General features: G+C 67.1%; 16 protein-coding genes. 11 read left to right on the top strand and 5 right to left on the bottom strand.

The features are described from left to right. Positions 1 to 29: 29 nt before the first annotated feature. The 4 genes from lpdA to ACTAQI_RS03355 all read left to right on the top strand — a co-directional run bounded on the left by lpdA (position 30) and on the right by ACTAQI_RS03355 (position 4,374). Positions 30 to 1,412, top strand: coding sequence for a dihydrolipoyl dehydrogenase (lpdA, locus tag ACTAQI_RS03370; protein WP_457949554.1), 1,383 nt, complete (start codon positions 30 to 32; stop codon positions 1,410 to 1,412). Between the two features lie 114 nt (positions 1,413 to 1,526). After that, positions 1,527 to 3,269, top strand: coding sequence for a 2-oxoglutarate dehydrogenase, E2 component, dihydrolipoamide succinyltransferase (sucB, locus tag ACTAQI_RS03365; protein WP_457949553.1), 1,743 nt, complete (start codon positions 1,527 to 1,529; stop codon positions 3,267 to 3,269). Positions 3,270 to 3,454: 185 nt separating this feature from the next. Next, positions 3,455 to 3,808, top strand: a complete 354-nt coding sequence (locus ACTAQI_RS03360; protein ID WP_457949552.1) for a hypothetical protein — start codon at positions 3,455 to 3,457, stop codon at positions 3,806 to 3,808. A 137-nt stretch (positions 3,809 to 3,945) separates the two neighbouring features. Beyond that, a complete protein-coding gene (locus ACTAQI_RS03355; protein ID WP_457949551.1) occupies positions 3,946 to 4,374 on the top strand; it encodes an OsmC family protein in 429 nt (142 codons plus the stop codon). Positions 4,375 to 4,455: 81 nt separating this feature from the next. On the opposite strand, the gene ACTAQI_RS03350 is transcribed toward ACTAQI_RS03355, so the two are convergent. After that, a complete protein-coding gene (locus tag ACTAQI_RS03350; protein ID WP_457949550.1) occupies positions 4,456 to 7,989 on the bottom strand; it encodes a S41 family peptidase in 3,534 nt (1,177 codons plus the stop codon). 73 nt (positions 7,990 to 8,062) lie between these two features. On the opposite strand from ACTAQI_RS03350, the gene ACTAQI_RS03345 reads away from it, so the two are divergent. Next, entirely contained in the window at positions 8,063 to 8,977 is a 915-nt protein-coding gene (locus tag ACTAQI_RS03345; RefSeq protein WP_457949549.1) for a TIGR01777 family oxidoreductase, read from the top strand. Between the two features lie 39 nt (positions 8,978 to 9,016). On the opposite strand, the gene ACTAQI_RS03340 is transcribed toward ACTAQI_RS03345, so the two are convergent. Then, positions 9,017 to 10,696 carry a serine/threonine-protein kinase gene (locus tag ACTAQI_RS03340; protein ID WP_457949548.1) on the bottom strand — a complete coding sequence of 560 codons (1,680 nt, stop codon included), beginning with the start codon at positions 10,694 to 10,696 and terminating at the stop codon, positions 9,017 to 9,019. A gap of 128 nt (positions 10,697 to 10,824) precedes the next feature. On the opposite strand from ACTAQI_RS03340, the gene lipB reads away from it, so the two are divergent. The 5 genes from lipB to ACTAQI_RS03315 all read left to right on the top strand — a co-directional run bounded on the left by lipB (position 10,825) and on the right by ACTAQI_RS03315 (position 14,837). After that, a complete protein-coding gene (lipB, locus tag ACTAQI_RS03335; protein ID WP_457950978.1) occupies positions 10,825 to 11,502 on the top strand; it encodes a lipoyl(octanoyl) transferase LipB in 678 nt (225 codons plus the stop codon). Continuing rightward, positions 11,499 to 12,518 carry a lipoyl synthase gene (gene lipA, locus ACTAQI_RS03330; RefSeq protein WP_457949546.1) on the top strand — a complete coding sequence of 340 codons (1,020 nt, stop codon included), beginning with the start codon at positions 11,499 to 11,501 and terminating at the stop codon, positions 12,516 to 12,518. Before lipB ends, lipA begins: the two co-directional genes overlap by 4 nt. Before the next feature lie 88 nt (positions 12,519 to 12,606). Then, positions 12,607 to 13,359, top strand: coding sequence for a DUF4191 domain-containing protein (locus ACTAQI_RS03325; protein ID WP_457949545.1), 753 nt, complete (start codon positions 12,607 to 12,609; stop codon positions 13,357 to 13,359). A gap of 125 nt (positions 13,360 to 13,484) precedes the next feature. Next, positions 13,485 to 13,835 carry a DUF3817 domain-containing protein gene (locus ACTAQI_RS03320; RefSeq protein ID WP_457949543.1) on the top strand — a complete coding sequence of 117 codons (351 nt, stop codon included), beginning with the start codon at positions 13,485 to 13,487 and terminating at the stop codon, positions 13,833 to 13,835. A gap of 18 nt (positions 13,836 to 13,853) precedes the next feature. Then, the gene (locus ACTAQI_RS03315; protein ID WP_457949542.1) at positions 13,854 to 14,837 is read left to right on the top strand and encodes a DMT family transporter; all 984 of its coding nucleotides are present in this window, start codon (positions 13,854 to 13,856) and stop codon (positions 14,835 to 14,837) included. 46 nt (positions 14,838 to 14,883) lie between these two features. On the opposite strand, the gene ACTAQI_RS03310 is transcribed toward ACTAQI_RS03315, so the two are convergent. Continuing rightward, positions 14,884 to 15,321, bottom strand: a complete 438-nt coding sequence (locus ACTAQI_RS03310; protein WP_457949541.1) for an RDD family protein — start codon at positions 15,319 to 15,321, stop codon at positions 14,884 to 14,886. Positions 15,322 to 15,605: 284 nt separating this feature from the next. Here ACTAQI_RS03310 and glnA point away from each other — a divergent pair, with 284 nt between their 5' ends. Then, a complete protein-coding gene (glnA, locus tag ACTAQI_RS03305) occupies positions 15,606 to 17,030 on the top strand; it encodes a type I glutamate--ammonia ligase (protein WP_457949539.1) in 1,425 nt (474 codons plus the stop codon). A 260-nt stretch (positions 17,031 to 17,290) separates the two neighbouring features. Here glnA and ACTAQI_RS03300 read toward each other — a convergent pair whose 3' ends face one another. Together ACTAQI_RS03300 and ACTAQI_RS03295 are read right to left on the bottom strand one after the other, a co-directional pair. Beyond that, complete coding sequence (locus ACTAQI_RS03300; protein WP_457949538.1) at positions 17,291 to 17,836, bottom strand: GNAT family N-acetyltransferase; 546 nt, start codon at positions 17,834 to 17,836, stop codon at positions 17,291 to 17,293. Further along, entirely contained in the window at positions 17,826 to 20,837 is a 3,012-nt protein-coding gene (locus tag ACTAQI_RS03295; RefSeq protein ID WP_457949537.1) for a bifunctional [glutamine synthetase] adenylyltransferase/[glutamine synthetase]-adenylyl-L-tyrosine phosphorylase, read from the bottom strand. Before ACTAQI_RS03295 ends, ACTAQI_RS03300 begins: the two co-directional genes overlap by 11 nt. Between the last annotated feature and the right edge of the window lie 2 nt (positions 20,838 to 20,839).

The following is a 20,839-nucleotide window of genomic DNA, read 5'->3' as shown; positions in this document are numbered from 1 at the left end:
CGTCATCGTTCACGCGAGGGAGCGTTTTAGTGGCCGATCAGGCAACTGCGCAAGAATTCGACATCCTGGTACTCGGTGGCGGCAGCGGCGGATACGCTGCAGCGCTGCGTGCGGTACAGCTCGGCCTCACCGTCGGCCTCGTGGAGAAAGGCAAGCTGGGCGGCACCTGCCTCCACAACGGCTGCATCCCCACCAAGGCCCTGCTGCACTCCGCAGAACTGGCCGACCACGCCCGTGACTCCGCCAAGTACGGCGTGAACGTCACCCTCGACAGCATCGACATCAACGCTGTCAACGCGTACAAGGACGGCATCATCGCCGGCAAGTACAAGGGCCTGCAGGGACTCATCAAGTCCAAGGGCATCACCGTCATCGAGGGTGAAGGCAAGCTGCAGGGCACCGACACCGTTGTGGTGAACGGCACCGCGTACAAGGGCAAGAACATCGTCCTGGCCACCGGCTCATACTCGCGCACCCTTCCGGGCCTGGAAATCGGCGGCAAGGTCATCACCTCCGACCAGGCCCTGACCATGGACTTCATCCCCAAGAGCGCCATCATCCTGGGCGGCGGCGTCATCGGCGTCGAATTCGCCTCGGTCTGGAAGTCGTTCGGCGTGGACGTCACCATCGTCGAAGGCCTGCCCTCCCTCGTTCCCAACGAGGACGCCACGATCGTCAAGAACTTCGAGCGCGCCTTCAAGAAGCGCGGCATCAAGTTCTCCACCGGCATCTTCTTCCAGGGCGTGGAGCAGAATGACGACGGCGTCAAGGTCACCCTGGTGGACGGCAAGACGTTCGAAGCCGACCTTCTGCTGGTGGCCGTCGGCCGCGGCCCCGTTACGGCCAACCTGGGCTACGAGGAAGCCGGCATCACCATCGACCGCGGCTTCGTCATCACCAACGAGCGCCTCCACACCGGCGTCGGCAACGTCTACGCCGTCGGCGACATTGTCCCCGGCGTGCAGCTGGCCCACCGCGGCTACCAGCAGGGCATCTTCGTGGCCGAGGAAATCGCCGGCCTGAAGCCCGTAGTGGTCGAGGACATCAACATCCCCAAGGTCACCTACTCCGAACCCGAAATCGCCACCGTTGGCTACACCGAGAAGGCTGCCAAGGAAAAGTTCGGCGACGACCAGGTGCAGACCCAGGAATACAACCTGGCCGGCAACGGCAAGAGCTCCATCCTGGGCACCTCCGGCCTGGTCAAGCTGGTCCGCCAGAAGGACGGCCCCGTGGTGGGCGTCCACATGATCGGCGCCCGCATGGGCGAGCAGGTGGGCGAGGCCCAGCTGATCGTGAACTGGGAAGCCTACCCGGAGGACGTGGCGCAGCTGCTGCACGCCCACCCCACCCAGAACGAAGCCCTCGGCGAAGCGCACCTGGCGCTGGCCGGCAAGCCGCTGCACGGCTAGTTCCCCCCAGCATTACCAGGCCCGGTGCACCCGGTCGCGCAGACCGGGTGCACTAGGCTTCCAACAAGGCAGCAATCATTCGCACTAAAGATCAATAAGGAGAACGGGGACGACATGTCTGAATCCGTTAACTTGCCCGCCCTCGGTGAGAGTGTCACCGAAGGAACCGTCACCCGCTGGCTCAAACAGGTAGGTGACCGGGTAGAGGTGGACGAGCCGCTGCTCGAAGTCTCCACCGACAAAGTAGACACTGAAATCCCCTCTCCTGTAGCTGGCGTGATTGAAGAAATCCTGGTCGCTGAAGATGAGACCGCCGAGGTAGGCGCACCGCTGGTGCGCATCGGCGACGGCTCCGGCGGCGGTTCGGCACCGGCCGAAGAAGCTCCCGCTGCCGCTCCCGCCGAAGAGGCACCTGCAGCTGCTCCCGCCCAGGAAGCCCCCGCTGAAGCAGCACCGGCCCAGGAAGCTCCCGCCCAGGAGGCACCGGCGGCCGGCGGCGGCGAAAGCCACGAGGTCACCCTGCCCGCGCTGGGCGAAAGCGTCACCGAAGGCACCGTCACCCGCTGGCTGAAGGCCGTGGGCGACTCCGTTGAGGTGGACGAGCCACTGCTTGAAGTTTCCACTGACAAGGTGGACACCGAGATCCCGTCCCCGGTTGCCGGCACCCTGCAGGAAATCCGGGTCAACGAGGACGAGACCGCCGAGGTCGGCTCCGTGCTCGCCGTTATCGGCTCCGGCGCTCCCGCTGCTGCGGCCCCGGCTCCCGCTGCCGCCCCCGCTCCCGAGGCCCCCAAGCAGGAAGCACCCAAGCAGGAAGCCCCGGCTGCACCTGCACCGGCGGCCGCTCCGGCTCCGGCAGCAGCACCCGCGCCTGCCCCGGCTCCTGCTGCTCCCGCAGCCCAGGAAGCCGCGCCGGCCGCAGGTTCCGAGTCCGGCTACGTCACTCCCCTGGTCCGCAAGCTGGCCAACCAGCACGGCGTGGACATCTCCTCGCTCTCCGGCACCGGTGTGGGCGGCCGCATCCGCAAGCAGGATGTCATTGCCGCCGCTGAAGCAAAGGCCGCCCCCGCAGCGGCTCCGGCAGCAGCGTCTGCCGCTTCCGCCCCGGCCGCGTCCGGTGCAGCTGCCTCGTCGCTGCGCGGCACCAGCCAGAAGGCTCCCCGCATCCGCCAGGTCATCGCCCGCCGCATGCGCGAATCCCTGGAGATCTCCACCCAGCTCACGCAGGTGCACGAAGTGGACATGACCAAGGTCGCCAAGCTGCGCGCCCGGGCCAAGAACTCCTTCCAGGCCCAGAACGGCACCAAGCTGACCTTCCTGCCCTTCATCGCCAAGGCAGTGGCCGAGGCCCTCAAGCAGCACCCCAAGCTCAACGCTGCGTACGACGAGGACAAGCAGGAAATCACTTACCACAACGCCGAGCACCTGGCGATCGCCGTCGACACTGACAAGGGCCTGCTGGTTCCGGTCATCGCCGACGCCGGCAACCTGAACCTCGCCGGCCTGGCAGGCAAGATCGCCGATGTTGCTTCCCGCACCCGCGACGGCAAGATCGGTCCGGACGAACTGTCCGGCGGCACGTTCAGCATCACCAACATCGGCTCGGTGGGCGCCCTGTTCGACACCCCGATCATCAACCAGCCGCAGGTGGGCATCCTGGGTACCGGTGCCATCGTCAAGCGCCCCGTGGTGGTTGCTGACGAAAACGGCGACGACTCGATCGCCATCCGCTCCATGATGTACCTGTCCCTGACGTACGACCACCGCCTGGTGGACGGCGCCGACGCGGGCCGGTTCCTGCAGACCCTGAAGGCACGCCTCGAAGAAGGCGCCTTCGAAGCGGACCTGGGACTGTAACCTTCACAGCAGGACAACGACGGCGGTGCCGGCATGGCGGGAAAGTTCCCGCAGCCGGCGCCGCCGTCGCGGTTTAACCAATGGCAGCCCGCGGGCTCCCCCGCCGGGCGCCCAACCCGGCCATGCCCCTGGCGCTCCGCGCGGCTTTGCTACGGGCCGTAGAAATGACTGGCTAAGCTGGAGCCATGACTATTCTTTTCAACATCCTGGTTTTCCTGCACGTGGTGGGCGCAGCCATGATCGTGGGCTATTGGATCGCCACGATGCGGACCCCCACCGTGCACCCGCGCCAGCGTGATGGCGCGTTCCTGCAGCTCCTCACCGGTATTGCCATGATGGGCATCCTTCCGTTCCTGCCGGACTCAAATCCCAACTACGCCAAGCTGGGCATCAAGTTCGTCGTCGCCGTCGTGGTGGCAGTCCTGGCCGTGATCGGGTCGCGCAAGGTCAAGAAGGGGGAGCCCGTCTCCACCGGACTCGCCCATGGCGTCGGCGGCCTGGCCCTGCTCAACATCGCCATCGCCACCATCTGGCAGTAAGCGCACCAACGTGGGCAGCCGGTCATAATCCTCTGAGAGCGGACAACCCGTGCACGGGAGGAACCTGATCCCTAGGATGGGAAACGGTGGGTGCGGCCCCGTGCCGGACCCGGACCGAATCGACGTTGAGGAGAAACATGGCTACAACACGCAACGCCCACACCGTATGGACCGGAAGCCTGACCGAGGGCTCGGGCAACACCACCCTGGACAGCTCCGGCCTGGGCACCTTCGATGTCACCTGGAAGGCCCGCACCGAAGCTGCCGGCGGAAAGACCAGCCCTGAAGAGCTGATCGCCGCCGCCCACTCGGCATGCTTCTCCATGGCCTTCAGCCACGAACTCAGCCAGGCGGGCTTCACGCCCGAGGAGGTCAACACCAAGGCAGAGGTTGGTTTCCAGCCCGGCACCGGCATCACCGGCAGCCACCTGACCCTGAACGCGCGCATCCCCGGCATTTCGCAGGAAGACTTCGAGCGCATTGCCGAGGCCGCGAAGAAGGGCTGCCCCGTGTCCCAGGCCCTGGCCGGCATCGAGATCACCCTCGACGCCACGCTTCAGTCCTAGACTGCATCACCCAGCAAGACAACAAAGGCCCTGCCCCTCCGGAATTCCGGAAGGGGCAGGGCCTTTTTGTTGCCGGTGAACTTAGCCTTCGTGCCTGCGGGCCGGCAGCGGCGCGGGCTTGAGCCGGCGGTAGCCGGAACGGGCGGGCGGCCGGTCGGTGGGCAGTTCCTGGATCATTTCCTTCAGCGCCCCGATGCCGTACTCCAGCTGGGGATCACGTCCAGCCGCGTAGGCGTGCGGCGGGTAGGTCACTTCGATGTCCGGATCCACCCCGTAGTTCTCCACGCTCCAGCCGACTCCGCCGCCAAACCAGTTGGCATAGCGGGGCTGGGTGACACCGGTGCCGTCCGCCAGCGCAAACCGGTTGTCGATGCCCACAACGCCGCCCCAGGTGCGCGTTCCGATGACCGGGCCGATGCCCCGCAGCTTCGACACCTGGGTGATGATGTCGCCGTCGGAGCCGGCAAACTCGTCGGCAAGGATGATCACGGGGCCCCGCGGGGCGTGGTGCGGGTACGTGCGCGGCTTCTCCCCGCGCGGCATGCTCCAACCGGTGACCTTGCGGCCAATGAGCTCAGCGACAAGCTGCGACGTGTGTCCTCCGCGGTTGCGGCGGACATCCACGATCAGGCCGTCGAACGCTGTTTCCGTGTCCAGGTCCCGGTGCAGCTGGGCCCAGCCGTTGGCCATCATGTCGGGAATGTGCAGATAGCCAAAAGTTCCGTTGGAGGCTTCCCGGACGGTCCGCCGATTACCGGCAACCCATTCCTGGTAGCGCAGGCGCTCCTCGTCCTTGACAGGAACGACGGCGACCCGGCGTTGGGTGCCCTCAGCGACGCCGTGTCCGGGGCCGTTGAGGAGGGTGAGTTCCACGGCGCGGCCTGCGGCTCCCACCAACTGCATGGCAGGGGTGACGGTGTCGGACAGTGGGACGCCGTCGATGGCCAGCAGGACATCCCCCGCCTTGGCACCGACGCCGGGCCTGGTGAGCGGGGAGGTGGCCAGCGGGTCGGAGGACTCTCCGGCGAGGATGCGGGTAATTTCCCAGCCGCGGGCGGTGTGAGCAAGATCGGCGCCGAGCCTGCCCTGTCCACGGCTGCCGCGTTCGGTGACCGGGGCGGGGCGCACATACGCGTGGGAGGTCCCCAGCTCACCGTGCAGTTCCCACAGCAGGTCCACCAGGTCGTCGTGGGAGCCCAGCCGTTCCACCAGGGGGCGGTAACGGGCGTGGATGGATTCCCAGTCCTGGCCGGCCATGTCCTCGGTCCAGAAGAAGTCGCGCTGCAGGCGCCAGGCTTCGTCGAACGCCTGTCCCCAGACGCTGAGCGGGTCCATCAGGACACGGATCCGGCCCAGGTCCACTTTGACTACCTTGCCGGATTCATCGTCCGCCTTGGCGTCCGCCGGAACCACGGTCACCTGTTTGTCGGCAACGAATACCACTTTGCTGCGGTCGCCGGAGAGGCGGTAGCTGTCCACGGCATCCGCCAGGGTGGCCTGCTTGCGCCGTGCAATGTCGTACCGGACCAGGCTGGGACGGGCGTCCTTGTCCTCCTGGCTGGCTTTTCCGTCGCCGGTCACGCCTGCCAGGACGGAGTCGAGCCAGAGGAGTGCCCCGTCAACGGCCTTCAGCGAGCTGTAGTTGCCCTGCGGCACCGGGACGCCAATCACGCGGTGGGCCAGGCCCTCCGCGTCAACCTTGACGGCGGGCACGGCGCTTTCCTGGGCGTCGCCTGCGTCTGTGCCGCCTGCGGCCATGCCGGCTTCCGGCTCCCGGCCAGCGGGATCTACCGAAGGGCCAAAGGGCGACGGCGTCTCAGCCGCGAGTGCCACCAGGTACGGCTTGATGGGGCTGGGGAAGGAGAGATCGAACGAGTGCCCGTCATACACGGGGTCGAAGCTCCGGTTGGACAGGAAGGCGAGGAATTTGCCGTCCGGCGTGAAGGCCGGGGAGGCATCACGGAAGCGGCCGTCGGTAACGTCCACGGGTTCGGCTTCGAGCCGGTCCACCGTGGCCAGACGGAGTCGGCTGCGCGAACCAAAGGAGGTGACCGGCTCGGACCAGGCCAGCCAGCGAGAGTCGGCCGACCAGGCCAGTTCGGAGATGCTGCCCTCACCGATGCTGGCTACTTGCGTGAGGTCTCCACTGCGGGTGTCCATGACGTACACGTCGCCAAAGGAGGTTCCCAGGGCAACCCAGCGGCCGTCCGGGCTTGATTCCAGCGAGCTGGCACGCGACGGCGTCGGTACAGTGATGCCCCCCGTTGGCGCCGCTGCCTGGGCGTCGGCCACGGGTGCCGCAGCCTGCGGTGCCACGTCTGCCTGCTGTTCGTCGTCTGAGTGGACGTGGGCAGTGGCTCCGGCCGGCACTTTTGCGCCGGCCGCGGGAACAGGCTGGGGAAGGCTGACCGTCTCTGCGCCCTCCGCCCCGGCTGCGGCCGGCTCCGTGGAAGCGGGCGCGGCAGCGGCGGGTGCGGTCGCGGCGTTGCCCTCCTGGGCGTCCAGCTGCCCAACGGTGTGCGGAACAGGAGCGGCTATGTCCTTGATATGCAGCGCTTCGATGCCGTCGTGGTCTGCGATGTAGGCGACACGGCCGTCCCCAAGGGGCCGGGGCAGGCGGCCGCGGACGCCGGGAGTGGCCTCGACGATGCGGGACGGCCCGTCCTTGTGCCGCAGCCAGTGGATGGTTCCGTGTGACTCCACCGCACTGGCGGCACCTGCCGGATCCGGAGCCACCGCACCGAGGTGCTTGACGGCATCAAGGAGCGCCGGCCGCCTGGTCTGCGAGGCGGAGCCAAGGGTGATGTCCAGCTTCAGCGCATCCGAGCCAAGGTCATGCAGCACCCAGAGTTCGCCGGCGGATTCGAAGATGACCCGCTTGCCGTCGGTGGCGGCGTGGCGTACGTAGAAGTCCTGGTGGTCGGTGTGCCGGCGCAGGTCCTTTCCGCTGGGAAGGACCGAGTACAGGTTTCCGTAGCCCTCATGGTCCGACAGGAAGGCGATCCGGTCCTCCACCCAGAGGGGATCGGTGAGGTTGCCGTCAAGGTCCGGCAGCAGGCGCTCGAATTCACCGTTGCCATCCCGGTCGATCCACAGCTTTCCGGCCGTTCCGCCGCGGTACCGCTTCCACCACGCCGGTTCGCGGGACAGCACGCTCGCCAGCACCACGGGACGTTCATCGCCTACTTCGGGCCCGAATGCCACTGACTCCACCGGCCCGTACGGAAGCTCCTGGGCCCAACCGCCCTCGAGGGGAACGCTGTAGGCATGGGTGTGCCGGCTCTCGGCCTGGCGGAAGGCGCTGGTGACCACCACGGAACCGCCGGTAGTGAATCCCTTGACCTTTGTGGTGCTGTGGCCAAAGTAGGTGAGCTGCCGGTAACCGCCCCCATCCACCTGTGCGGACACCACCTCCGGAGCCGTTCCCTGGACTACGGTCCACACCAGGCGCTTGCCGTCGGGGGTGAAACGCGGGTTGCGGGCAGGAAGCTGGAGCGACGAGACACGCCAGGCCCGGCCGCCGTCCAGGGGCGCAATCCACACGTCGTCCTCGGCCACGAAAGTGACCAGATCGCCGTGCAAATGCGGGAAACGGAAGTAGCTCGAAGAGGTCATCGTTCGATCATAGTCAACCCCTCCCCTGCCCAGCGGGAGGTACACAACCCGCGCTGCCGTGGTGAGATGGACCATGCACATCGTCATGGCCGGCGCCTCCGGGCTCATCGGCACTTCCATGTCCGCAGCATTCCGCCATGCCGGCCACTCGGTGGTGACCCTGGTCCGCCGGCCCCCTGCCAGTTCCGCCGAAATCCGCTGGGACCCGGCGGCCGGCGTCCTGGATCCCGGCGCACTCGCGGGCGCTGACGCCGTCGTCAACCTCTCCGGCGCCGGCATCGGCGACAGGCCATGGACCCGGAGGCGCGTGGAGGAGCTGTTCAGTTCCCGGCTGGGACCCACCAGGACCCTGGTGCAGGCCATGAAACAGGCCGATACGCCGCCGGCGACCTTCATCAGCCAGTCAGGCTCGGGCTACTACGGCGATGCGGGCAACACCGTTCTCCGGGAGGACGCCGCAGCAGGCTCCGGCACCCTGGCGCAGATCTGCGTTGAGTGGGAGCAGGCCGCACGGATGGCGCCGGCAGGAGTACGGGTGGTGACGCCGCGGACCGGAGTGGTGTTCAGCCGTTCCGGTGGGGCGTTGGGCAAGCTGCTCCCGCTGCTGCGCCTGGGTGTTGGCGGTCCCTTCGGCAACGGCCGGCAGTTCTGGCCCTGGGTGACTCTTCCCGATGTTTCCGCAGCTTTCCTCTTCCTTCTGGGCTCCCCGGTCTCCGGCCCGGTCAACGTTGCTGCGCCCGAGCAGGCGGACGTCAACACCATCGTGGCAGCCCTGGCCCGCGCCCTGCACCGCCCGGCTGTACTGCGGGTTCCTGCCCCTGTGCTCCGCACCGTGATGCCCGGCCTCGGTGAAGAGCTGTTGCTGCACAGCCAGCGGATGGACCCTGCTGTTCTGACTGCCGCCGGGTTCCAGTGGCAGCACGGGAACTTGGCGGACGCTGCCCGCTGGGTAGCGGAAAAGAACGGTGCTGCCCAGCCGGGGCGGTAAATCCGACCACCGGCGTTCCCTATTCATGGGGCCGGCCGTTCACGGGCCCGGCAGGATGTCGCTGACCCGCCACCTGCCGTCCACGGACACCAGGACCAGCCGCAGCAGCTGCGGCCGGCTGGGTGCTCCGGTAGCCAGCACCGCGTCCTCGCTGCTCACCATCCGGTACCCGGACGTGGCGGATACCGCACGCACCACGGTGTGGTCCTCGGTGGCCCCGCCTTCCGCAGTCACCTCCGAAAGCGTGGTGCCGAATCCGGCGAGGCGCTGGCCGGAGGCGGCCAACTGGGTGGCCAGGCGCTGATCGGCCGCAGCTGCGGATGACCCCGGCGCGTTCACGTCCGCCAGCAGTTCCAGGCTCCCGCTGCTGAAGGCGTAGTCGCGCAGCGCCGCCAGCCCCTGCACAGCTGCCACGGGGTCAGCTGCTCCGGCCTGCTGCCGCGCCTCGTCAACCGGGACAGCAGCCCTTTTCCCTCCGCCGGCAACGGGGCCAGACACCGGTGCCAGCACCGGTGGAGCCCCGGCTGCCGCACCCCTGGGCCACATGCCATCCCCTGCGGACGCCGACAGCCACCACACCGCCGCAGCGCCAGCAGCGATAAGCGGAAGGACAGACCGCAGCAGCACCCGCCGTGCGTGGCCACCAATAGGGCCGTCCACGTGTCTTCCGCCGGACGCCGCTGCACGTTTCGGCCCGGGCCGGGTCCCGATCCGTGCCGGTAATGGCGTTCCGGTCCGTGCCCGTGATGGCTCTGCCGGTAATGATCCTGCGGACCAGCGTGACGTCGCCGCCCGGCGGCGCAGCCCCTGGAGCTTTATCCGGAGTCCGCTGCCCTTTGACGCAGCGGGAACATGACGCCGCGTCAACAGCTCAGGCAGGACGGTGGGATGGACGGCATCGGAGAGGTCAACGGGCTGCGGTTCGGCGCTGCGGTAAACGGCCGTGGCCAGGGCCAGCGCGTCAGGGCGCAGCCGCCGCTCATCGTTCAGTCCTGCTTCCAGGGCGGCCGCGAGGTCCTTGGGGACGCCGGGAACCAGAAGGGACAACGGTGGGCGGTCGGCCGTGCGTCCCGGCGCCTCACCGGTCAGGCAGAACCACCCCAGGGCTGCCACCGAGTACACATCGCGTTCCGGTTGGAGACCGGCACGGACGGCGTCGACAGGGGCCGGGTCAATGAAACCGCCCGTTCCGGCGGTCGCGGCGCTGCCCGGATCGCCGAGCATCCGGGCGACGCCGAGGTCCGACAGCATTGGTTTTCCCTGCCCGGTGAACAGGACGTTTCCCGGTGAAACGTCGGAGTGCGTGAACCCTTTGCCGTGCAGGTAGGCCAGGGCCTGGGCGATGGGCGTCAGGACCGTGACCGTCTCCCCCACGGTGAGCCGGCCGCGGGCAGACACCAACTGGGCCAGCGAACCCCCGGCAGCGTAATCCATGGTCAGGGCCGTACCGCTGCCTGGTTCCGTCCCCCGGACCGCATCGTGGGCCCGGACGAGGTGCGGATGGTCCAGGGCGGACAGGATGCGGATCTCCCGCCGCACGTCCTCACCGGTGATGGTTGGGCTGCGCCGCATCCTGCCGCCTGCGGTCCGGAAGCACTTCAGTGCGTATTCCCTGCCCGTCCCTTGTTCCGTGGCCAGCCAAACGTCCGCGCTGCCGCCCCGCCCGAGCAGCCGGCCGACGTCGTAACCGGGAACCTCGGGTGCCTGTGCATCGTCCATAGTCCATGTCTAGCCGAGTTCCGGTCGCGCCGCAGAAGTTATCCACAGCCTCTGGCGGGCGCAGTCACAAAGGGTGCGGCCGGTGAGCTTGGACACTAAACCGGACCGGTGCGGCTGCGGGGTCTAAGCTGGATGCCATGACTCTTGAGTTTTCACAGCTGGGTCTTGCCCCCGACTTCGTTGATTACATGGAAGGCTGGGATGCCCAGCGCGAACTCCATGACAAAGTTGTCGCCGGAAGTGCACCCAGCACAGTCCTGCTTTTGGAGCATGCCGCTGTCTATACGGCGGGCAAGCTCACCGAGGACCACGAGCGGCCTTTTGACGGTACGCCGGTCGTCGCAGTGGACCGCGGCGGCAAGCTCACCTGGCACGGCCCCGGCCAGCTGGTTGCCTATCCCATCCTGAAGCTGAAGAACCGCTCCGGTATCAGGGATTACGTGGAGCGCCTTGAAGAGGTCATGATCACCGTCATGGCGGACTACGGCATCAAGGCCGAACGCATCAGAGGCCGCGCGGGCGTGTGGATCAAGGCCGATTCCAACGGTCCTGACCGCAAAATCGCCGCTATCGGCATCCGCGTCCTGAACGGTGTCACCATGCACGGCGTCGCCATCAACTGCAGCAATGACCTGGCACCCTACGGCCAGATCATTGCCTGCGGAATCACCGACGCCGGAGTGACCACCATGTCCCTGGAAACAGGCAGGGACATCCAGCCGGCCGATATCGCGGAGCGGTTCGTGGAGGAATTCCGCAAACATGAAGAAGCATTGGTTTCGAGCCCTGAAGGAGCTCTACTGTGACATTGGCACCTGAAGGCCGGAAGATGCTGCGGATCGAGCAGCGCAATGCTGCGGTCCCGGTGGAACGCAAACCGGAGTGGATCAAGGCCAAGGTCCAGATGGGCCCCGAGTTCGTCGGCCTGAAGAACCTGGTCAAAAAGGAAGGCCTGCACACCGTCTGCGAAGAGGCCGGCTGCCCCAACATCTTCGAATGCTGGGAAGACAAGGAAGCCACCTTCCTGATCGGCGGCTCCGAATGCACCCGCCGCTGCGACTTCTGCCAGATCGACACCGGCAAACCCTCCCCCGTGGACATGTTCGAACCCACCAAGGTGGCCCGCTCCGTCCAGTCCATGCAGCTGCGCTACGCCACCGTCACCGGCGTGGCCCGCGACGACCTCGAAGACGAAGGCGTCTGGCTCTACGCCGAAACCGTCCGCAAGATCCACGAACTGAACCCCGGCACCGGCGTGGAACTGCTCATCCCCGACTTCTCCGGCAACCCCGACCACATCCGCGCGATCTGCGACTCCGCCCCCGAAGTCTTCGCCCACAACGTCGAAACCGTGCCCCGGATCTTCAAAAGGATCCGCCCCGCGTTCCGCTACGAACGCTCCCTGGACGTCATCACCCAGGGCCGGAACCTGGGCATGGTCACCAAATCCAACCTCATCCTGGGCATGGGCGAAACCCGCGAGGAAATCAGCGAAGCCCTCCGCGACCTGCACCAGGCCGGCTGCGACCTGATCACCATCACCCAATACCTCCGCCCCTCCGAACGGCACCTGCCCGTGGACCGCTGGGTCAAACCCCAGGAATTCGTGGACCTCCAGCACGAAGCCGAAGAAATCGGCTTCCTCGGCGTCATGTCCGGACCCCTGGTCCGCTCCTCCTACCGCGCCGGCCGCCTCTGGGCCACCGCCATGCGCAAAAAAGGCCGCGACATCCCCGCCGAACTCGCCCACATCGCCGACGGCATCCAGGACTCCGGCACCACCCGCCAGGAAGCCAGCACCCTCCTCGCAACCCGCTCCTGACCCCACCTTCGTGAAGTGGCCATGGGCCGGACGCCGGAAGATTCCAGCGTCCGGCCCTTTGGTTTAAGTCACGTAGAATTGAGGCACTATGGCGAAATCCCCTGACTCCAGCAACTCCACCCCGGCGGGCTCCAGCGCGGTGAAGCGCGGCCTGTTCACGCGCAAGCCCAAGGAAGCAAAGGCCAAGAAGCCCAGCAGGCTTAAGCAGATCGGCGAGGTCTTCACCATGACCCGCCGCCACGACCCCATGGTTCCGTGGCTGATGCTCCTGGTGTTCCTTGGTGTTGTGGCCGTGAGCTTCCTGGTGGGATTCTGGCTGGATAACTGGATTACCGGCCTGATCATCGGCATTCCGCTCGGCCTCCTGGCGGCCACCTTCATTCTGTCCCGCCGCGCTGAACGAGCCGCGTTCGCGCAGATCGAAGACCAGCCCGGCGCCTCCGGCGCTGCCCTGGGCACGCTCCGCCGCGGCTGGATCACCGAAGAACAGCCTGTGGCTGTCAACCCGCGCACGCAGGATGCCGTGTTCCGCGCCGTCGGCCGTCCCGGCGTCGTCCTTGTCAGTGAAGGCCCCACCCACCGGGTGAAGCCGCTGCTCGATGCTGAGCGCAAGCGCCTGGCGCGCATCCTGCCCAACGTGCCTGTCCACACCATCCAGACAGGGCGCGGCGAAGGCCAGGTGCCGCTGAGCCAGGTGGCCAAGAAGATGGGCAAGATGAAGAACGAACTGACCAAACTTGAAGTCAGCACGGTATCCAAGCGCATCGCGTCCATGGGCACCAGGCTCCCCATTCCCAAGGGCATCGACCCCTACAAGGCCCGTCCCAACCGCGGACGCTAGCTGGTGGAACGCCCCGGTACCGGCACTGCCGGCAACCGGGGCGTTTTTCTTTGTGCCCGAACCGCCGCGCCCAGCCCTCCCATCACATTTGCGGCCAGCGCACCGCCCGACGATAGGACATGACCATGCCCCTCAGGACAACAGTGATCCGCACCTTCCGCATCCTCGCCGTGGCCGAGGCCTGCAGTTGGGCCGCGCTCCTCGCCGGCATGTATTTCAAATGGATTGCCGGCACCACGGAGCTTGGCGTCCAGGTGGCAGGCCCCGTCCACGGTGCCCTGTTCATCGGTTACGGGGTCGCCGCGCTCATGCTGTGGCGGGTACAGCGCTGGCCGTTCCTGGTGGCCGTGCTGGCAGGTGTCTCGGCAATCTTCCCGTTCGCCACCCTCCTGTTCGAACGCTGGGCCGGGCGCCGCGGGTACCTCAACGCTGCCGGCGCAGCGGACGCCCCGGCCCTCGAGTCCAGCCGCGCCTAGCGGGACAGGCCTGCCGCAGTGGACTCCGTTGAGCAGGGACTGACGTCTCAGCCACCGCAGGAAGCCGGGACGCCGGACACGCGCGCGCAGGGACGCAGGCGGGTAATCGCTCTCCTCTCCCTCCTCGGCGCAACACTGTTCTGGGCCGGCAACTACGTTGTGGGGGCGGGTGCCGTCCAGAGCATTGACCCCCTGAGCCTGGTCTTCCTGCGGTGGGCCATCGCGCTGGTACCCCTGCTGGTGATGGCCCAGCTTGTGGAGCGGCCGTGCTGGCGGTCAGTGGTGGCTGCGTGGCCGTGGCTGCTCGCGCTCAGCGTGTGCGGGCTGCTCGGCTACAACCTTCTCCTGTACTTCGCGCTGGAACACACCGATGCGTTCAACGCGTCGCTGATCAACGCCTTCAATCCCGCCCTGATCACCCTGGCGGCCGCGCTCTTCCTGCGCGAACGGCTGACGCCACTGGCAGTCGCCGGCGTCGTTACGGCCCTGGCGGGCGTCCTCATCGTCATCAGTGGAGGGGATCCCGGCAGGCTGGCCACTGCCGGCTTCGGCACCGGCGAGGTGCTGATGGTGGGGGCCGTGGTTGTCTGGACGGCGTACACGGTCATTGGCCGCCTGGCACCGAAGATCCCGCCGATTACGGCCACCTCCGTCCAGGCAGCTGTGGCGGTGGCCGTGCTGGCCCCGGTGCGTTTCGCTACGGGCAGCCTTGCCCTTCCTGCAACCGGCAACACGCTGGCGTCGTTGCTCTTTATCGCCATTTTTCCGTCGGTGCTGTCCTACTTGCTGTGGAACCGCGCGCTGACAGTCCTGCCCGCCGGCGGAACAGGGGTGTTCCTCAACCTGATCACCGTCTTCACCGCAGTCCTGACCATCCTCGCTGGGCACGTCCATACAGCCGCGCAACTGGTGGGCGGCGTTATCGTGATCGGCGGCGTGATCGTCACGAATGCGCCGGCCTTCCGGCGGCAACGCCGGACCAGGGAATTGCCGGGAGCATAGGACGGGCGCCTGGGAGGGACACCGCTGCCCGCGGGAGGGCCGAGCCTCAGCGCCGAATGAGGAGCGTATTCATGGCCTTGTCATGCAGGCCGCGCTGGTCGGGGTCGAAAATCACGGCAGGGATGACCAGGCAGAGGAGCACCGCCCTTACCAGCCCCGCCAGCGGTCCCGGCGTGCCGCCGCCAGGCTTTACCACGGCAATGCCCATGATGCGGTGGCCGATGCTGTACCCAAGGGTCCCCACCAGCAGGATCTGTTCGATGGCGAAGACCGCCAGGGTGGCCCAGGAATCGCCGGCAAAGGCAAAGTTGCTGATCAGCAGTGCGATGCCCCAGTCGATCATGATCGCTGCGATCCTGCGCCCTGCCCGGGCAATGGAGCCCGGACCGGACTCCGGCAGGCCCAAACGCTCCCCCGGATACTTCGAGATGCCGGAGGTGTCCGGTCCGGTGAGCCAGGAACCAATGTCTTTGCGATCTACCACTGTCCAAGTTTACCGATCCACACAGTGTCAGCGCGCCCACACTGTGGATGGGACTCGACCACAGTGTGGACGAACGATAGCGTGGTCATAGCAGGGCATTCTGTAACCTGCCCGAAACAATGCGGACACGGACGGGAAATGCCGGATCCATAGTCTGTTAGAAGTTTCAAGCAATCCCCCGGCAGGTACACGCGACAGGGACAACATGCGTTCTCCCTGATTTTGGATTGCGCTGGATCACATGGCGTGCATGCCAGATATTTACATATGCGTTAGGAGCATAGATGTTCAAGACTGCGGACGAAGTCCTCAAGTTCATCAAGGACGAAGATGTAAAGTTCGTCGATATCCGCTTCACCGACCTCCCGGGCGTCCAGCAGCACTTCAACGTCCCCGCGAAGAGTGTTGACGCTGACTTCTTCGTCAACGGGCAGCTCTTCGACGGTTCCTCCATCCGCGGCTTCCAGGGCATCGCAGAATCCGACATGCAGCTGATCCCGGACGTCACCACCGCGTTCCTGGACACTTTCCGCATGGAGAAGACCCTTGCGCTGAACTTCTCGATCGTCAACCCGCGCACCGGTGACCCCTACCACCGCGACCCCCGTGGCGTGGCCGAGAAGGCAGAGGCCTACCTGGCCTCCACCGGCATCGCCGACACCGCGTTCTTCGCTCCCGAGGCCGAGTTCTTCGTGTTCGACAACGTCCAGTACCAGTCCTCCCCGCAGGGCAGCTTCTACAAGATCGACTCCGAGGAAGCCCACTGGAACACCGGCCGCGAGGAAGAGGGCGGCAACCTGGGCTACAAGACCCCCGTGAAGGGCGGTTACTTCCCGGTCTCCCCCACCGACAAGCAGGCTGACCTGCGCGACGCCATGTGTGTTGCCCTGGACGAAGCCGGCCTCGAGGTCGAGCGCAGCCACCACGAAGTTGGATCCGCCGGCCAGGCCGAGATCAACTACAAGTTCACCACGCTGACCCACGCTGCCGATGACCTGCAGAAGTTCAAGTACGTCATCAAGAACACCGCTGACGCGTGGGGCAAGTCCGTGACCTTCATGCCGAAGCCGGTCTTCGGTGACAACGGCTCCGGCATGCACTGCCACCAGTCGCTGTGGAACGGTGGCGAGCCGCTCTTCTATGACGAGAAGGGCTACGCCGGCCTGTCCGATACCGCCCGCTGGTACATCGGCGGCCTGCTGAAGCACTCCTCCGCCGTCCTGGCCTTCACCAACCCCACGGTGAACTCCTACCGCCGCCTGGTCAAGGGCTTCGAGGCTCCGGTCAACATGGTCTACTCGCAGGGCAACCGCTCCGCCGGTATCCGCATCCCGATCACCGGTTCCAACCCCAAGGCCAAGCGCATCGAATTCCGCGCACCGGACCCCTCCTCCAACCCGTACCTGGCCTTCGCTGCCCAGCTGATGGCCGGCATCGACGGCATCCGCAACCGCATCGAGCCCCCGGCTCCGATCGACAAGGACCTCTACGAGCTGCCCGCCGAGGAGGCCAAGGACATCCCCAAGGCTCCGGGCACCCTCGAGGAAGCCCTGGAGGCACTGCGCGAGGACAACGAGTTCCTGCAGGCCGGCGGCGTCTTCACCCAGGACCTGATCGACACCTGGATCGACTACAAGTACGAGTACGAGATCCGCCCGCTGTCCCTGCGCCCGAACCCCTACGAGTTCGAGCTCTACTACGGCGTCTAGTATCAACGCTTCCTGAAGCAGCGAAAGGCGGCCACCGGTTCATCCGGTGGCCGCCTTTCGCGTTGTCCGGGCCGTATGGCAGGGGACAGAGACCGTAAGGTGGGGGCCCGCCTCCAGACGTGCTGAGACCGGGAGCCGGACCCCCTGACGAATGCCCCCCGAGACGAAGACTGTCCAGCCTTCCCCCCAACAAGGTTGGAGAACACCGCCATCCACATAATCGGGCAAACGCTTGCTAAGCGCAATGCCGGGCCGGCGCGTTACGCCGGCAGCGTGGCGGCAAAGCTGTGGAACATAGTTCGCTGCGGCCCCGCGGAGCCGCCGAGATACGGTCCTGCATCGATGAAACCGGCGCGGCGGTAAGCGGACAGGCCCGCAGGGTTTTCCTCGTTGACGGAGAGGACGACGCCGGATTCCCCGCTTTGGCGCCGGGCGGTGAGCTTGCGTGCGGCCTCCACAGCGGCGGCAGCGGCGAGGGTGCCCAGCCCTTTGCCCTGGTGCCGACGGTCGATGAGGAAGCCCCGCAGCAGCCAGGCTGACTGGTCGTCAGGCCAGCCGGCAAGGCCGGCTGCCGCGGTCTGCAGGGTCAACAGGCCCACTGCGTCACCGGCGGACTCCACCACGCAGGGATATCGTGATTCTTCCGCCAGTCCTGCCAGCGCCATGCGCAGGGGGTCGCCTACGAAACGCTCCTGGCCGGGCAGCAGCGACATATCCGCGATGGCGCCGAGCTGGATGGCGCGGGCGTCAGAGTCCAGGTCCCGCAGCGGGATAAGCCAGACCCACGCCGCGGGTTTAGTGCCCATAGAAGACACGTTCAAAGACTGCCCGGGCCCGGCGGCTCACCCGCAGGTAGTCCTCCTCCAGCGCGGCGGCACGTCCCGGCTCGTAGCCGCACCAGCGGGCCACGGCCTCGAGGTCGCGGCGGGAGGAGGGCAGGAGGTCGGAGGCCTTGCCGTTCCAGATGACGTTGGCGGACCGGATGCGGCTGGCCAGCCGCCAGGCCTCGGCCAGCAGCCCGGCGTCGGCGGCGTCCAGCAGGCCAAGTTCCGCTGCTGCTACCAAAGCCTCCAGCGTAGACGTGGTCCGGAGCGCCGGATGCTTGCCTGCATGCTGGAGCTGCAGCAGCTGGACCAGCCACTCAACATCGCTGAGGCCGCCGCGGCCCAGTTTGAGGTGCCGTGCGGGATCGGCGCCCCGGGGCAGCCGCTCCGATTCCACCCGGGCCTTGATGCGCCGGATTTCGCGCACGTCCTGGTCCGCAACGGTCTCCGGGTACCGGATGGGATCGATCAGTTTGATGAAGTCAGCGGCCAGGGCATCGTCACCGGCCATGGGGCGTGCCCGCAGCAGGGCCTGTGCTTCCCAGATCAGGGACCAGCGGCGGTAATACTCGGCGAAGGAGTCAAGGGAGCGCACCATGGCACCGTTCTTGCCTTCGGGACGGAGGTCGGCGTCCATCTGGAGGACGCGTTCTGCCATGATGGCCGGTTTCAGCGGCTGGGTGAGCAGGCTGGAGACCTTTGCCACGATGCGGGCGGCCTGTTCCTGCGCCTCCGTTTCGGAGAAGCCCGGGAGGGCTCGGTGAACGTACATGACGTCGGCGTCGGAGCCGTAGCCGATTTCGCGGCCGCCCTGGCGGCCCATTGCAACCACCAGCACGGTGGTCTTGAGTGGTCCGGTGGCGGATACGATTCCTTCCGCCACCCGCAGGGCCCCCAGGACAGCGGCGCGGTCCGTGTCTGCGAGGGCGTTGCCCACCTGGTCCTGGTCCAGAAGGCCGGCGGAATCGGCGATGGCGATGCGCAGGATCTCGCGGCGCCGGATCAGCCGTATCAGGCGCATGGCGCTCTCGGGGTCCGCGTGCCGGGACATCTTGGCGGTGATCTCCTGCCATTGGGCTTCAAAGCCCACGGGCACCAGGTCCTTGTCCTGCCCGAGCCACGCGACGGATTCCGGCGAGACCTCCAGGAGGTCTGCGATCAGCCGCGAATTGGACAGCATGTGGCACAGGCGTTCGGCGGCCGCGTTGGAGTCCCGGAGCAGCCCCAGGTACCAGTGGGTGGTGCCCAGCGCCTCGCTGACGCGGCGGAATGCGAGCAGGCCGGCGTCCGGATCCACGCCTTCCGCGAGCCAGTCGAGCAGGATGGGCAGGAGCTGGCGCTGCAGGGCGGCGCGGCGGCTTACCCCGGCGGTCAGTGCCTCGATGTGGCGCATCGCGCCCTGGGGGTCCCGGTATCCCAGGGCAGCGAGCCGTCCCTGGGCGGCCTCGGGGGTCAGCTTGGCGTCCTCGCTGCTGAGCTTGGCTGCCGTGTTCAGCAGCGGCCGGTAGAAAATGCGTTCGTGCAGTTCACGGACCGAACGCTTGGTCCGCTGCCAGGCGGACAGCAGGGAATCCGGGCTGGGCCGCTCGTTGGAGAACGGCCCCAGCACGGCTTTGGCCAGGGAGCGCAGCGCCGGCTCCGCCACGGGCATGAGGTGGGTGCGGCGCAGCTGGAACAGCTGGATCCGGTGTTCCAGGAGCCGCAGGTAGCGGTAGGCGTTGTCGAAGGCGGCAGCGTCGGAACGCCCGATGTAACCCCCGGCTGACAGGGCGGCGATCGCAGAGGTGGTGTCCCGCCGTCGTAATGACTCATCCGCCTTGCCGTGCACCAGCTGGAGCAGCTGGACGGTGAATTCGACATCCCGCAGTCCACCGCGGCCCAGCTTGATCTGGCGCTGCTCCTCGGCAGGCGGAATGTGCTCGGTGACCCGGCGGCGCATGGCCTGGACGGACTCAACGAAGCCTTCCCGCCCCGCTGAACTCCAGATCAGCGGCGCCACGGCTTCCTCGTAGGCCCGGCCCAGCGCGGCGTCGCCGGCGATGGCACGGGCCTTGAGCAGCGCCTGGAATTCCCAGCTCTCGGCCCACCTGGCGTAGTACGTCTCATGGGAGGCGAGGGTGCGGACCAGCGGCCCCGACTTGCCCTCGGGCCTGAGGTTCGCGTCCACCTCCCACAGGCCTGGTTCCCTGGCCACCGACGAGATGGCCCGGGAGATGCCGCTGGCCAGTGCCGTGCCGATGGTGTTGGCCTGCGCGTCCTCCAGGCTGCCGGCCTCCACCACGTAGATGACATCGACATCGGAGATGTAGTTCAGTTCCCGGGCTCCGCATTTGCCCATGCCGATGACCGCAAGGCCGACGTCGGCGACGTCCGCGGCGCTGTGCTGTTCCGCGGCCTCCGTCCGGGAAACGGCGAGGGCGGCCTCGATGGCGGCAGCGGCCAGGTCCGCCAGTTCACCACCCACCGACGGCAGGAAGTCCAGTGGATCCGCAGCACAGAGGTCCTTGACGGCGAGGTCCACCAGCCCGCGCCGGTAGGCGGTGCGCAGGGCGGCATAGGCGTCCACGCCGGTAACGGCGGCAACGGGACGGGCGGCGCGTGGATCTGCACCCACGGACTGCAGGAGCGTAGCGCGAAGCCGGCCCGGGTCAGCGGGCAGGGGCTCGGGACTGGCCCGGACCCGGAAAGCCTCCAGGTGCTCCGGGTGCCGGATGAGGAACTCCCCCAGGGCCTCGGATGCGCCCAGGACCCTGTACATCGGCTCGCTGTCCTCCGCGTCGGCGGCCGCCAGGTCCCGCAGCTGCGGGTGCTTTTCGATCAGCCGGACCAGCGACTGCAGCGCGGTGTCCGGACTGGCCGCCAGCTGCAACCCGGCAAAGAGCCTGTCCTGGTCCAGCCCCTCGAGTTCGCGGGCGGCAAGGAACCGCTCGCCCTTCTCCAGGTCGCTGAATCCGGCCGCGATCAGGCGGCGTGCCAGGCTCACGC

Source organism: Pseudarthrobacter sp. alpha12b (genome assembly GCF_054130495.1).
The sequence above is the reverse complement of the archived record's forward strand: the minus strand, read 5'-3'. Positions and strand labels throughout refer to the sequence as shown.

What these genes read in the sequence shown, in the direction of transcription:
- ACTAQI_RS03300 (WP_457949538.1), bottom strand. Translation starts at nt 17,836, where the DNA reads ATGGGCACTAAACCCGCGGCGTGGGTCTGGCTTATCCCGCTGCGGGAC.
- ACTAQI_RS03320 (WP_457949543.1), top strand. Translation starts at nt 13,485, where the DNA reads ATGCCCCTCAGGACAACAGTGATCCGCACCTTCCGCATCCTCGCCGTG.
- ACTAQI_RS03350 (WP_457949550.1), bottom strand. Translation starts at nt 7,989, where the DNA reads ATGACCTCTTCGAGCTACTTCCGTTTCCCGCATTTGCACGGCGATCTG.
- ACTAQI_RS03345 (WP_457949549.1), top strand. Translation starts at nt 8,063, where the DNA reads ATGCACATCGTCATGGCCGGCGCCTCCGGGCTCATCGGCACTTCCATG.
- ACTAQI_RS03325 (WP_457949545.1), top strand. Translation starts at nt 12,607, where the DNA reads ATGGCGAAATCCCCTGACTCCAGCAACTCCACCCCGGCGGGCTCCAGC.
- ACTAQI_RS03355 (WP_457949551.1), top strand. Translation starts at nt 3,946, where the DNA reads ATGGCTACAACACGCAACGCCCACACCGTATGGACCGGAAGCCTGACC.
- ACTAQI_RS03340 (WP_457949548.1), bottom strand. Translation starts at nt 10,696, where the DNA reads ATGGACGATGCACAGGCACCCGAGGTTCCCGGTTACGACGTCGGCCGG.
- sucB (WP_457949553.1), top strand. Translation starts at nt 1,527, where the DNA reads ATGTCTGAATCCGTTAACTTGCCCGCCCTCGGTGAGAGTGTCACCGAA.
- ACTAQI_RS03360 (WP_457949552.1), top strand. Translation starts at nt 3,455, where the DNA reads ATGACTATTCTTTTCAACATCCTGGTTTTCCTGCACGTGGTGGGCGCA.
- glnA (WP_457949539.1), top strand. Translation starts at nt 15,606, where the DNA reads ATGTTCAAGACTGCGGACGAAGTCCTCAAGTTCATCAAGGACGAAGAT.